We start from the raw sequence: 13468 nt of genomic DNA on the forward strand, positions 1-13468 counted from the left end.
CGCGTCGATCCCGAAGGACGGCCCCGGCAGCTTCCAGGGCATGGCCATGGATCCGGTCGCGACCGCCGCGTCGAACAACCCCGCACTGTCCACTCTGGTCACCGCGGTGAAGCAGGCCGGTCTGGTCGACACCCTCAACGGGCTGAAGGACGTCACGGTGTTCGCGCCGACCAACGACGCGTTCGCCAAACTGCCCAAGGCGGATCTGGACAAGGTCCTCGCTGACAAGGCGCTGCTGACCAAGATCCTAACCTACCACGTCGTCCCGAAGAAAATCACCACCGCCGACCTGGCCTCGGGCAGCTTCGACACCGTCCAGAAGGGCAAGCTGACCACCACTGGTAGCGGCCAGGAGTTCACTATCGGCTCCGGCGGCGCCAAGGTCGTCTGCGGCAACGTCAAAACCGCCAACGCCACCGTGTACATCATCGACACCGTGCTGATGCCACCTGCGGCGTAACCAATCAGGTGACCGCCGTCGCATCCACGATGCGGCGGCGGTCACTTGTGTCCGGGATTGCTCGGGTCGCTCTCGTGGTGCAGGCGGTCGAGGCTGGTCACGACGTACGTGTAGTCCCGCCCCGGCTGTGCACCGGTATCGGTGAACGACTGGACGATGCCGGATTTCGCGCGGGCGACGGTCAACAAGTGCGTGGCATCGGCCATGGCGCAGTTCGAAGTACCGTCGAACCGGTACACCGCGAAGGACGCCGTGCGCGGATCGGAGATCCAGTCCAGGCGAACTCCGGCACCGGTTGTGCGGGTGCTGACGAGGAACGGACGGTGTGGGGCCCTGCCGCCGAGCCGGTCCACAACTGGGATCATGGCTGGGCGCGTGTAGTGCTCGGCCTGGAGGATGTCCATGTGCGCCAACCGGTTCGCCCGGACGTCCTTGGCCGAGAAGAAGACGTCCCCGCGCACCTGCGGGTGGGACCGGTTGAACGCCAGGTGCTTGGCCAGTTCGGCCGGGTCGAGCCAAGCCGGGGCCTGCGTCGACACCCCCACCTTGTGGTTGGCCTGCCCGACGTAGAAGTGCACTCCCGTACCGTCTACTTGGGACGCCCACCACGCGGTCACCTTCGCGTAGTCGGCCGGTGCGAACCCGATGTTCCAGTAGACCTGTGGTACGACGTAGTCGATCCACTGCTCGCGGACCCACTTGCGGGTGTCCGCCGCGAGGTCGTCGTAGGTCTGCACGCCAGCCGTGGTGTCGGACCCGTCTGCGTCGGTGGCCTTGTTGCGCCACACGGCGAACGGGCTGGCGCCGAACTTCACCCACGGCTTGGCCTGGTGGATCCGCGCGGACAACTCGGAGATCAGGCGGTTGATGTTGTCACGCCGCCAGTCCGCCTTGACCGGGAAGGCGGTGCCGTGGCGCTGGTAGGTCGCTTCGTCGTCGAACTGCTGTCCCGCGACCGGATACGGGTAGAAGTAGTCGTCGAAGTGCACGCCGTCGATGTTGTAGCGGTGTACGGCGTCCATGATCGCGTCCTCGACGAACCTCCGTACCTCGGGGATTCCCGGGTTGTAGTAGAGCTTCCCGCCGTAGGGCACGACCCAGTCCGGGTGCGTACGGGCCGGGTGGTCGGGCCGCAGCCGACTGAGGTCCGCGTGCATCGCCACCCGGTAGGGGTTGAACCACGCGTGCAGTTCCAGGCCGCGTCTGTGCGCTTCCGCCACCGCGAACGACAGCGGGTCGTAGCCGGGATCCTGCCCCTGGACCCCGGTGATCCACTCCGACCACGGCTCGAACGGCGACGGCCAGAACGCGTCCGCGGTCGGCCGCACCTGCAGCACGACCGTGTTCAACCGCCGTACCACCGCCTCGTCGAACCACCTGGTCAGCTCCGCCCGCTGCTCGGCGGCGGCCAGGCCGGGCCGGGACGGCCAGTCGATGTTGGCGACGGACGCGATCCACTCGGCACGCACCTGCCGCTTGGGTACAGCGGGGTTGGGCGCCGGGCATGTCGCCGGTGCGGCCACCGCGGGCCCGACCGGGCCGAGTAAGGCGCCGGTGAGCAGGAGGACCGCAGCGAGAAGTCCGGGTCGCTTCATGGCCAGAGTGTGCCGCAATGACCGTATGGCGCGCTATGGGCGAACTCGGTCTTCGGGGTTGTCGTTGAAGGGCGGCGCTATCACGAAAGCCAGGCGCCGCGCGGCGTGCCGGTCACCGGCCTCGGCACGGGCGACGACCTCGGCGAACCTGCCCTGCTCACCGAGCACCTCGGCCAGTCTGATCGAAGCAAGTGCTTGTCCTTCGTCGGCGAGCGCGCGGAGTTCGTCCACGCGTTCCTGCTTCGCCAGGTGTTCGATCCAGTACGTCATCGCGTGGGGCTCATCGGCGTCGGCGCGTGCCTTCAGCTCGTCGACCAGGCCCAGTTGGCTGAGCTTGCCCAGGAAATCGCCCTGGGCCTGCTCATCGCCGATGGCCGCCAGCCGACGCAGTTCGTCCACGTCGTTTCGGTCCGAGAAAGCCCGCCTGAGTTGCCAGAGAACGTCGGCGTCGCCCGCTTCGGCTCGCGCCCAGAGGCGTTCCGGGGCGAGCCTGGCCACTGCGGCGACCGCCCACGAGTCGCCTGTTCGTGACAGGACTTCGAGCTCGTCCACCTGCCCGTGGTCGCTCAGCCACCCCACCAGCTCCCGGAACGCCGGGTCCGAGGCGTCGGCGGCGGCCCGCGCCCGCAACTCGTCGACCTCGTCGCGTTCCCTGAGGATCTCGGCGAGCTGGTAGCGGGAGTCGGCGATGTTCGCCGAAGCCATCGCCCTGATCTCGTCGATGCGCTCTTGCTTGCGGTAGACGTTCACCAGCGCGTAGACGGCCGACCGGTGACCTTCGTCCGCGTACTTCCTCAGTTCGTCGACGTTCTCGTGTTCTTCGAGCAACTCGAACAGCCGCCGCATGGCTTCCTGGTGGCCGGTTTCCGCTATGGTCCGCAGCTCGTCGGCACGGCCTGTCCACGCGTAGAACCGGACGAGGTGGTCGAGGGCGTTCTCGTCCGTCTGCGCCCGTTCGCGCAGCTCCTGCTCATGACCGGCTCGGCGCAGCAGTTCGTTGAGCTTGTGTTCCTCCATCCGGGCGCGGCGCTGACCGGTTCTCGCCCGCCGCAGAGCGATGGCCTCCGGATAGCGCTTCGCCTTGGCGAGGACCTCGATCAGCTGCTCCTCGGCGAAGCTGTCGTGCGCGAGAGCCCGTAAACCATCGATGTCCTCGCGGTCTGCCAGGACACGCGCCAAAGCAGTCAGCGCCGAGCGGTTGCCCGCGTCCGCGTGTTGCCGCAGTTCGTCGATACGGCCCTGTGCCACGAGGATGTCGGCCACGTGCCGACCGGCCTCATAGCTGCCTGCCACGCGCAACTCGGCGAGCTCGTCCAGACGTCCTTGCCTGGCAAGGAGATGCGCGAGCGCAGGAACAGCGTTCGGGCAGTGCGTGCCGACCAGGGCGCGAACTTCTTCGGTTCTTCCCTGCCGGGCGAGGAGTGACACCAGGTGGTACCACGCTTCGCGCGCCTGGAGCGCGGCTTCGTCGCCGCACAACACGAGCAGGTCCCCGTACATCAGCCTGGCGTGCTTGTCACCCTCGTCGGCCAGTTGCCGGAGTTCCTCGAACTTCCCCTCGGTGATCAGCGCCTTAGCCCGCTCCCGCCCGTTCATGCCGGAACGGTACCGAATCGGGAACAGCGGTTTACGCCGAACGGTTTCATGGTAACGATGATCGGCCCGGCCGCCCATGACAAACGGCAGGGGAAAGCCTATGTAGACAGTTGTGGGGCGGGTGGTGTCACCCGCCCCACGGAACTGGGATGAAGCGTTACGCGGTCGGCGCCTCGCCCTGGGTCATCGCACCGACGTCGATGGTGTGGCTGCCCTCGTTCGCGTCGACCGCGCCGAGGTTCCAGTCGACCAGCACGTTCGGGTCGATGTAGTCACCGCGCATGTTCGTGTCCGACGGCGCGGTCACGGTGATGCCGTTCGGCGTCTGCTGCTCTTCCTCGCTCGCGATCCCGGTCCAGTGCAGCTGCACGTAGGCCGAGGAGCCGTTGGACAGCGGCACGGCGGGAGCGTTGGCGTCCGCCTCGTTGTTGATCAGCACGTTGTGCGCGCCGACGAGGTTGACGTCGATGCGGCCCGGCAGGTAGCAGCGCTCGCCGGGGTTGGCGGTGAACTGCAGAGCCCCGTGCCGCTGGCCCGCGCCGGCATCGCCGGGAACCAGCTTGGTGGTGAACTGGTTGGACGTGCACGCGAAGACTGTCGGCTCGTCTCCACCGGCCGGTGCGGCACTGGCACTGGTCGCGAAGAAGGCCCCGGTCCCAGCGGCAACGCCGGCGACGGCGAGGGCGGCAGCGGTACGGCGAACCGTCGTGCGAATGGTCATGGTGCTCTCCTTTCTCGCTGGCCGGAGGAATTTCCTCCGGCGGTGAGCGAAGGGCCGGTATTTCGGCCACGTGATCGCTCTCAATGGGAAAGACGCCCGTGACCGCCAAGGGATGCCTGACTGTGAAATCACCCGCACCAGAACAACCCCAACGGCACTTGTGCGTCTGGGGATACAACGCAACCACAGTGGACGGATTGCCTGGTGGGAGTATGTTTTCCAGTTTAAACCCGTAGTGCGGGACAATTTTGTGCCAATATTCGGACTGACCCACGTCACCAAGGTTCCGGCGCCGGTGAGCGGGCCGGGATACGTCGCCGAATCCGACTTGAGCTGGGCAGTGTTCAACTGTTCCGCCGCCGATGCCGGGAAGTACGCCAGGACATGGCTCTGCGCCCACACGGGTAGGAACGCGCCCAGGATGGCGGGGCGAAAGATGAGCCCGATCGTCGTCGCGACCGCGCCTGCCGCGTGTCAACCCATCAGCCCGGCTTCATGCGCCAGCAGTCCCGCCTGGGTGCCGTTGTCGCAGCGGAGCTTCGTCAACACCCGCGACACGTAGCTCTTCACCGTCGCCTCGGAGAGGTGCAGTTTCGCGGAGACAGCGGCGTTCGACATGCCCTCGCCGAGACAGCGCAGCAGGTCGATCTCGCGTTCGGTGAGTTCGTCCACCCGGGCCCTGGCCGCCGCCGTGCGCTGGTGCTCGCCCGCCGAGGCCGTCACGACCTGGCCTCGTGGACATTCATAGGCGCTGGTCGTCGCTTTGAATCTGCCGGTTGTGCATGGTGTGAGGCAACTTTGTGCCACGGCTCCGAAAATGGCCATGCAACCGACCGCACCTGTACGCGTCTTTGCTTATGAAGATCACGACAGATGAGGGGTTGAACGTTATGCGTATCAAGTCGCTGAAGGTGCTCACGGTCGGTTTCGCTGTCACGGCAGGGGCGTTGTTGTCCGCGTGTTCCGGTCAGGAAACCGCAGCTCCGGCCCCGACGGTGAATGTCGCGCCGAAGAACCAGACGCAGGGACTGCATTCCGGTGAAGCAAAGAACAGCCCGGGTAAACAGGTCAACTGCAGCACCAATGGCGGCAAGGTCGGACCGCACAATGTCGACCTGATCGCGGTGGAAACCGACAATGGCATTGTCGGGTGTACCGAGGCGTTCACCGTGATCACGGAATACTTCGAGAACGCGGGGAAGTCCGAAGGAACCGGCCGTCACCTCGAAGTGCGGGGCTGGCAGTGCTCGGCGGACACCGGGGCGCAGGGCACCGGTTCGATCGGCTGCGACAAGGACGGCCTGTCGTTCCACACCAGCGCGGTCCAGCCGACCAAGAAGAAGGCCGAGGACACCCGTTCCGACGGCGGCAAGGTGGACAAGCCAGCCGGTTCGCCCGCCGATGACGTCAACTGCAGCCAGCTGTTCGGTGAGCGGGTGGGACCGGCCGGCGGCAAGAAGGTGGACGTGATCGCCAACGGCACCGAGAACGGGAACCCCGGCTGCGACAAGGCTGTCAGCGTCCTGAAGGAGTACTTCACCAAGGCTCCCCACGGCGAGGGCCCGGGTCGTCGCGTGCTGGGCATCCAGGGCAACTGGAGCTGCGCGAAGGCCGCCGAGCCGGAAGGCAGCCAGGGCGTCGTGTACTGCGGCGAGGACGGCCCGGACGGCATGAGGGCCGAGACCGCGCCGGCCAAGTAGCCCTCGTACGGGATCGGGATCGTCGGCGTCAACGCGGCCACCGGGCCAACTGACCAGAGCGCCTCAGCTGAGCCTAGTTCGTCCACTGAGGATGGTTGCTCCCGGACTTGCGTAGGACAGCCGTTCAGCAGAGATGACCGCGCCCGCCGGGATCTTCCCCGGCGGGCGCAGTCGTCCCTGCGCCTGTCGATATAGTCACCAGTGGCGGCTGCGGAAGTACGCAGAAGGCATCACGGCACGTAAGGCAAGTACAGACAAGAGGAACGGATGACGCACCTCGACGACGCGGCCCGCTATCTCAAGGGCAGTGTGGATTCGTACTGTGAACGCGTCAAGTCCGGTGTGGGCGCATCCGAGCTCGAAGCGTACGCCGAAGTACTGCGCACAGCGCTGGACAACTTCCGGAGCGTCGCGTCCGACACCGTGGAAGGCGGGGACCCGCTCGTCAGGGGAGGTGGCGACCAGCGAGAGCCGCTGGATGGAGCGATCCCGCACCGCGTCGACGAAGTCCTCGCCGCCCGCTACGACGTTCGAGTGGACAACAGGCCACGGTTGCTCAAGATCGCTCGTAAACTCGCGCAGGAGCCGGATGCCTGCGTCCAGACAGAGATAAACACCGCTGCTGACGCGTTGGTAGCCCTGTTGTCCGACGCGCAGGCCGAGGTCGCTCGTAAACTGGGCGACGCGGGAGCGCAGGTGAGCTCCGACGTCGTCATCCTAGGTGAGGTTGAGCGGGTTTCCCAGCCGCGCAACCAGATTTAAGGTCGTCTTGACCTTTGTGGCTCGTGTTGGGGCGTTCTGGGCACATCTGGTGGCCAGTGGGGGCAAGTACGTTGTCGACGGAAGATCGTTCTTGTCAGCATGGCTGTCACGTCGCTACCGGACACGAACGGACGCCAATGCACTCCCTTATGGTTACCTCAAGTCTTCAGCAGTTGGGTTACGAGCGGTACGAGCTCGCGTCAACGCTGGGTGTTTCCCCAGTGGACGATCAGCTTCGAAGCCTGACCGCGGAGTTCGAGCAGCTCCCGGTGGATCCCTACTCGAGCGGCGACGGTCGCTACCGCCGCTTCGGCCGGGGAATCCTGTTGCCGTGGAACGGTGAGTTCATGTGGATGCCCGAGACGGTGGCCGACATGCCGGACGGCACGACTGCCGGTCTCAACGACTACCGGCAGGGCGAGCACAATCCGGAGTTCTCCGGCGTCGTGCGGCACATGCCGGGGCTCACCGACGCCATCCGGCGCAATTCCCTGCTGTCGCGGCTGATCCAGTTCGACTTCGCGCAGACGACCTGGACCGAGGCTGACTCCTGCTGGCCGGTCCACGTCGGCGTTCACCTGCTCAAGTTGTCGGTGGACAAACCGGATGGTCGCGCGGTCGCGTCGCCCGACATGCTCCACCAGGACGGCGAGCCGTACACGTTCGCGCACCTGATCTACCGGCGTGACGCGGAAGGCGGTGAGAACGTCATCGCCGCCCCGGAACACGCCGGTAGCCGTCCCGATGCCCTCGCGGCGCAGGACATCCTGGACCAGTTCGTGCTCCGTCAACCACTGGACTCCTACGGGGTCAAGGACGACCTGGTCAGCCACTACGTCGCGCCGGTCACCGTTGCCCCCGGTGCGGCGATGGCGGAACGAGCGATACTGCTGATCGACTTCACGCCGATGACGCAACGCGTATGACGAAGCCGTTGCCGCTGGTCGCGCTGCTCGTGGTCACGGCTACCTGGGGCGGCACGTTCGTCGTCGTCAAGGACGTGACGCAGCAGGCACCGCCGATGGACTTCCTGGCGGTGCGATTCCTGCTCGCCGCAGGCATCTTGGCGTTGTGGCGCCCCAGCCGGTTGCTGGCACTGAGCCGGAAGCAGTGCGGCCACGGTGTTGTCATGGGCCTCCTGCTCAGCATCGGTTACATCGCGCAGACATTCGGCCAGCAGTACACATCGGCTTCGATGTCGGGATTCATCACCGGGATGTCCGTGGTCTTCACGCCCGTCGTCGCCGGAGTGCTGCTGCGACAACGGATTGGCCTGTCGATGTGGGCGACGGTGGCGATCGCGACCGGCGGCCTGGCGATCATGACGCTACGCGGTTTCGCGATCGGTTTCGGCGACGGGCTCACCCTGCTCTGCGCTCTGTTCTTCGCGCTCCACGTCATCGCCCTGAGCGAATGGTCCACGGAAGGGGACGCGTACGCGCTGACTGTGGTGCAGTTGGGCGTGGTCGGCGTGCTCTGCCTGGTCCTCGGCGTCCCGGACGGCATGGATCTTCCCGCCAGTCAGAGCTTCTGGATTCCCGTACTGGCACTGGCGGTTGTGGCGACAGCGGGCGCCTACCTCGTCCAGACCTGGGCGCAGGCCAGGCTGTCCGCCGTCGTCGCTGCGCTCGCGCTCACCATGGAACCGGTCTTCGCCAGCGTTTTCGGTGCTCTGGTGGACGGGGATGAGATCACGGCTCGTGTCGTCCTCGGCGGAGTGCTGGTTGTCGGCGCGATGGCCTTCACCGCGCGGAAAGCAGCCGGTACCGACCAGGCAACCGTGAGTGCTCTCCAACAGTCGGCTGGCGGGGATCAGTATGCCCACGACCGGGCAGGGCCGGTCGGTCGCACAAGGTGAGTTTCGGCCTCAGGACAGTTTCGCTCCGGGAGCGAAGGCGGGCAGCTTCTCGAGACCGCGCGACGATCCCCGGGTCGCGCTCGAACACGTCGGCCTCGATCCCGGCGCCACGCAGGCCCTGCGCGAGAGCCAGACCTCCCAGACCGGTTCCCGCGACAGAAACTCGCATCACACACCTCCGGCCACCGTAAAGAACTAAGTTCGTTATGATGATCTAAGTTCTTGTCAACCGGAAGCTCGGCGCCGTCCACTTCGTCTGTCGCCTTGGGGGGCTGCACATCCGTGCGGCGCTACAGCGAAACGGTGCGTCGACGCTGAAGCGGGCCGCGATGACGGAAGCGAATCAGGGCTGGAGTTGGGAGAGCCCGAACGCGGTGAGGAATCCGACAACGGTGATCACGCCGATCCAGAGGTGTGCGTTGTCGAATGCTTCGGGGATCATCGTGTCGGCGACCATGGCCAGGATCGCACCGCCTGCCAGTGCGGTGATCACGGCAAGCACGCCACCGGACGCGCCGCCGAGAACGCCGTATCCCAGCATCGCGGCCAGGCCGCTGATGATCGCGATGCCGCTCCACAAGCCGAACACGTAGCGGCGACTACGGCCCGCTTGGCGCATTCCCGCGGCGCTGGACAGACCTTCCGGCACGTTGCTGATGAACACCGCGGCCACTGTGACCACGCTGACCGTGCCGCCACCGAGCAGGCTGGTGCCGATGACGATGGATTCCGGTATGCCGTCCAGCAACGCGCCCAAAGCGATAGCGGTACCGGAGCCGGACTGCTCGGCTTCGGACGGTTGTTGATCGCCGGAGCGTTTGCGATGGCGTGCTCCCCGGCGGGCCAGCACGACGTTTGCGAGGGTGTACACCAGGGCACCAGTCAACGCCCCACCGGCGGTGGGCAGCAGGCCACCGCGCTCGTGTGCTTCCGCGATCAGTTCGAACGACACCGCCGAAAGCAGCACTCCGCTGCCGAAAGCCATGACACTGGCCACCAGCTTCGTCGGTACCCGCAGCAGGTACCCGACCAGCGCGCCAACCAGCAACGCCGAGCCAGCCAGCAGGCCCCAACCACCAGCCTCCACCAGCCCTGGCACTGCGCAGCCTCCTCATGCCCGACCGACCACCTCTGAAACCACTACCCGGTATCCGGCCGCACTCACGGAGTCTGCAGCGTGAGGGGGAGGTTCTGCAGCTGCACGACGGTGGCCTCCGGGGTGTCCGGCACTACCAGATCCACGGGTGCTTCGAGTTCGCAGCGGCCGTCTTGTGGCGGGAAGTGGTCGAGTCGTGCCGACAGTCGCATCGGTTTCTCGGAAACCAGTTCGACTGTGCCGCCAGGCTGCTGCACTTCCGCGCAGAGGCCGACGACAAGGTGCATGTCGAACCCGGCCGATGTGGCCGACACCTGTTCCACGCGCCCACTCGACGTCGCCTCGGCGTCATCGAGTCGCACGTGGACGGAGCCGCCGTCCTCCGCGCCGCCCGCGTCCGGCAGATCCGCCGTCAGCTGGAAGGCCACCAGCTCCAGGTCAACCCTGGTATCGGTCTGATCTGCCTTGGCGACGCGCACAGTGCACTCTCCCGTGAACCGCACATTCAGCGGCTTGGCGCGGAGTGACATCTCCGCTTCAGCCGCGTCACAGCGGATCGTGAACTCGTCACCCTCAAGCGGAAGCCTCGTCGGCGCCATGACCACCCTCCCTCACGACAAGCGAACATGCCCTACTTCTCAGCGACGAGACGATCTCGTCTCGGCATCACCCTGGTGTACCCGCGAGTTCCTCGGTTAACACAACAGGTCGATCACGTCGGCGATCTGCCCGCGCCGTGCGAACGCGGCTCGTTGCCTGGCCGCGCATCCGGAAACGGCGCGCAACCAGGCGAGGCGGTCGTCAACGAAGGCACGCTCGCCCGGCCGGAACACCGCGTCGAGCTGGTCGACGAGGTCCTCGACAAGGCTCCAGACCGGAACCGGATGTCCGCTGTCCGGGTTGAGGCAGTGGCCCTCCAGTCCATCTCGGCCGGCGCGCCACAGGCTGGCCCGCAACACCTCGGTCGAGACACGGGGCGCGATACGTCGGTCGGCGACGTGGTGGAGCGCCTGGGTGGCCAGTGCCCGGATCAGAACCGCCAGCAGTGTGGCGTCCTCGGCGGTGGGCGCCACATCGCACACGCGGATCTCCAACGTGGGGTACGTGGGCGAGAGCCGGATGTCCCAGTAGATCATCCGCTCGTCCGTGATCGCCCCACTGCGCACCAGATCCCCCACTGTGGCCGTGTAGTGCTCTTCGGACTCGAAGTACGGAGGAGGGCCGGAGGCAGGCCATCGAGTCATACACCGGTGTCGCCAACTGGCGTAACCGGTGTCCTTTCCTGCCGCGAAAGGCGAATTCGCGCTGAGCGCGAGCAGCAGGGGCAGCCAGGGCCGCATGTGGTTGCTCACCTGGACACCCGTTGCCGGGTCGGGGATCGACACGTGCACATGGCATCCGCAGATGTTCGCGTCGTCGATGAGACCGCCGAAATGTTCGGCCATCCGTTCATAGCGGGAGCCGGCGGTCAAGGCCGGTGTTCCCGCATGCGCCTGCGGTGCGCTGCCCGCGGGCAGGATACGCAGTCCGTGCCGGTCAGCGGCTTTGGCGAGCTGAGCGCGCTGAGCCTTGAGGTGGTCGAGGAGCTCGTCCGCGCGCGAACACACGGGGCTCGCGGACTCGACCTGGCAGCGCACCATCTCCCGTTGCAGTTGCCCGTCGGCGGGCGGCGTGTCGGCGAGAACGGCGGCGCTGTCGTTGCTCAGCTGGCCGAACTGGTCGACCAGCATGAATTCCTCTTCGACGCCGAAAGTCACCACGGCAGTTCCCGGCTGTCGCGCTCGAGTGAGCTCATGATGTCGCCTGCGATGGCGTCCGCCTCGCGGCAGAACGGGCTGTCCTTGCCTGGCCGTCCGGTGCCGACCTGGGTGAACCAGCGGGTTTTCTCGGTGGCGACGCCGATGGCGTAGATGTCGGGGTTGACCACTCCGGCGTCGTTGATCACGCGGCAGGGTGGCGGGGTGATAGCCAGGCCGCCGGACGCGAACTGCTCGCCGGTGATCGGATCGGTGTTGACGAACTCGCTGATGACGCCGTCAGCGAGGAGGTGCTGCGTCAACGGTGCTGCACTCCTGCGGATGTCTGTCACCGGCACTCGGGCTTCGATCAACACGTCCACCGTTCGACGCGAACCAGCGACGCGTCCGGACTCGACTGTGAATCCCTCCGACTGCTTGTCGGGTTCGAAACGTGCTGCCGGACCCACCACGTCCACGACCCCCGCGTCGATCAAGGCGAGAAGTTGTTCGACATGCTCGTCCGGTGGACCTGCGGAGACGATGAAGCTCCACGGCGCGAATCGTGACAGGAAGTCGCGGTGCGATCCAGGCAACAGGCCACCGTAGTCCACCACGGAGGGCAGAAGTGGTCGAATCCCTCGCAACATCTCGGTCGCTGCTTTGACCGGACTGCCGTGCGGGCCCTTGCGCGCCTCCTCGACATCGGTGCGCAGCATGTCCATCATCGACAGTCGAAAGGCCTGTGGACTGCTGAACCGCTTCCCACGGAACGGTTGCCCCACATCCTCGACACGCACGCCGAGGCGTGTTCGGTTCTGCCTGCCGGCACAGGACGCGTGGGCCGATCTCGCCTCCGCCATGATCAGGGGCTCGACCTGCTTGGCGAAGTCCAGTTGGGACGTCCCCGTGTTCCTGAACGCGGCCGTTCGCAAGTCATCCAACCGTTGCTCGGTAAGCACTGTCGGCCGGGGTGCGGTTTCCGGTGCTTCGTCGAATCTGGGACGCGCCAGGAAAGGCACTCCGCTGCGCGACCCCGCTGTGATTCGCGGCTCCGCACCGCTGGGCCGGTATGCCAGGCGTCCGGACTGGTCGCGGACGAACCGCCCGCCTCGCCCGATGGACAACGATCTGACGATGTCGTAGAAGGACAGGCCCAACCCGCGAATCGCCACTGACGCGCTTGGCGCGACGGCGTCAAGTGGCATGTCGGCAGCGATGGACTCGGCCAGGTACCGGTCTTCGCCATGATCAGCCAGCCGCCGCTGCTCGTCGGACAGTTGCTGAGCGCCGTGTCCGGTGGCCAGAACCACCTTGTCCACACGCAACGGCGTGCCCAGGGTGTCCACGGTGAGGAGATACCGTCCGTCCATCCGGGTCACTTCAGTGACTTCCCCGAGGACGGGACGGACTCGGACGTTGCGCGGCGCGCTCGCGCGCATCCGGTCGAAAGTGTCCTTCAAGTACGCCCCGTACACCCGCCTCGGCGGATAGTCGACCGGCCCGACTGTCTCGTGTGGCCACCCGGCCTGGTTGCTCCACTCAACCAGCCCGCCTCCGGGTACATCGCTGTCCGGCGACCGAACCGTGACCTCGGCACCTGTGGCGTTCATCGTCAACCACCAGGGCTGCCCGGTCCGCCATACCCGTCCCGAACCGTGCTCCACCGGATCGACAGCCCACACCGTCACCTCGCCGCGGTACGGACTGGATCGCAGCCGGATCAGCAACCGCTCCAGCACCGACAGACCGCGTGGACCGACACCGACCAGCGCCACAGCGACCCCGCCCGATTGCGCACCTACCATGCGCTGGGACTACCCACATGTGACCTGATCAATCTGGACCGCACCGATCTGCGTGGACACCACTCGTTCGAGCCCGCATCGGCGATGAATTGATCAACAAGGAAAGGACCGGCTGTGAATCCGCCGAAAGGGTTTC

General features: G+C 66.3%; 12 protein-coding genes and 1 pseudogene. 5 read left to right on the forward strand and 8 right to left on the reverse strand.

The annotated features are described in order from the left end of the window. Positions 1-460 (forward strand): fasciclin domain-containing protein (locus ALI144C_RS01785; protein ID WP_076985222.1); only part of this gene is annotated, 460 nt, incomplete at its 5' end. A gap of 41 nt (positions 461-501) precedes the next feature. On the opposite strand, the gene ALI144C_RS01790 is transcribed toward ALI144C_RS01785, so the two are convergent. The 4 genes and pseudogenes from ALI144C_RS01790 to ALI144C_RS57160 form a co-directional block, all read right to left on the reverse strand. After that, positions 502-2055 carry a glycoside hydrolase family 10 protein gene (locus tag ALI144C_RS01790; RefSeq protein ID WP_076985223.1) on the reverse strand — a complete coding sequence of 518 codons (1554 nt, stop codon included), beginning with the start codon at positions 2053-2055 and terminating at the stop codon, positions 502-504. Positions 2056-2088: 33 nt separating this feature from the next. Next, the gene (locus ALI144C_RS01795; RefSeq protein WP_076985224.1) at positions 2089-3651 is read right to left on the reverse strand and encodes a hypothetical protein; all 1563 of its coding nucleotides are present in this window, start codon (positions 3649-3651) and stop codon (positions 2089-2091) included. Between the two features lie 157 nt (positions 3652-3808). After that, entirely contained in the window at positions 3809-4372 is a 564-nt protein-coding gene (locus ALI144C_RS01800) for a DUF4232 domain-containing protein (protein ID WP_076985225.1), read from the reverse strand. 474 nt (positions 4373-4846) lie between these two features. Further along, positions 4847-5101, reverse strand: a pseudogene (locus tag ALI144C_RS57160) (response regulator transcription factor); the annotation flags it as partial. Positions 5102-5262: 161 nt separating this feature from the next. Between ALI144C_RS57160 and ALI144C_RS01810 the strand changes: the two are divergent. The 4 genes from ALI144C_RS01810 (at position 5263) to ALI144C_RS01825 (ending at position 8692) form a co-directional block, all read left to right on the forward strand. Continuing rightward, positions 5263-6072 (forward strand): hypothetical protein, encoded by an 810-nt coding sequence (locus ALI144C_RS01810; RefSeq protein ID WP_076985227.1) that lies wholly within the window; start codon positions 5263-5265, stop codon positions 6070-6072. Positions 6073-6339: 267 nt separating this feature from the next. Beyond that, complete coding sequence (locus ALI144C_RS01815; RefSeq protein ID WP_076985228.1) at positions 6340-6834, forward strand: hypothetical protein; 495 nt, start codon at positions 6340-6342, stop codon at positions 6832-6834. Positions 6835-7055: 221 nt separating this feature from the next. After that, the gene (locus ALI144C_RS01820; RefSeq protein ID WP_202818823.1) at positions 7056-7760 is read left to right on the forward strand and encodes a 2OG-Fe dioxygenase family protein; all 705 of its coding nucleotides are present in this window, start codon (positions 7056-7058) and stop codon (positions 7758-7760) included. Then, on the forward strand, positions 7757-8692 hold the full coding sequence (locus ALI144C_RS01825) for a DMT family transporter (RefSeq protein ID WP_083752625.1): 936 nt from the start codon (positions 7757-7759) through the stop codon (positions 8690-8692). The genes ALI144C_RS01820 and ALI144C_RS01825 overlap by 4 nt, the downstream gene beginning before the upstream one ends. Positions 8693-9035: 343 nt before the next feature. Here ALI144C_RS01825 and ALI144C_RS01835 read toward each other — a convergent pair whose 3' ends face one another. The 4 genes from ALI144C_RS01835 to ALI144C_RS01850 all read right to left on the reverse strand — a co-directional run bounded on the left by ALI144C_RS01835 (position 9036) and on the right by ALI144C_RS01850 (position 13332). After that, entirely contained in the window at positions 9036-9791 is a 756-nt protein-coding gene (locus ALI144C_RS01835) for a ZIP family metal transporter (protein ID WP_076985231.1), read from the reverse strand. Positions 9792-9853: 62 nt separating this feature from the next. Continuing rightward, the gene (locus ALI144C_RS01840; protein ID WP_143230324.1) at positions 9854-10387 is read right to left on the reverse strand and encodes a hypothetical protein; all 534 of its coding nucleotides are present in this window, start codon (positions 10385-10387) and stop codon (positions 9854-9856) included. 96 nt (positions 10388-10483) lie between these two features. Beyond that, positions 10484-11548 (reverse strand): carboxylate-amine ligase, encoded by a 1065-nt coding sequence (locus tag ALI144C_RS01845; RefSeq protein ID WP_076985233.1) that lies wholly within the window; start codon positions 11546-11548, stop codon positions 10484-10486. Further along, positions 11542-13332: an FAD/NAD(P)-binding protein gene (locus tag ALI144C_RS01850; protein ID WP_083752626.1), complete on the reverse strand. Its 1791-nt coding sequence runs from the start codon at positions 13330-13332 to the stop codon at positions 11542-11544. The genes ALI144C_RS01845 and ALI144C_RS01850 overlap by 7 nt, the downstream gene beginning before the upstream one ends. Positions 13333-13468: the final 136 nt, after the last annotated feature.

Origin of the sequence: Actinosynnema sp. ALI-1.44 (genome assembly GCF_001984155.1) — a bacterium.
GTDB lineage: Bacteria > Actinomycetota > Actinomycetes > Mycobacteriales > Pseudonocardiaceae > Kibdelosporangium.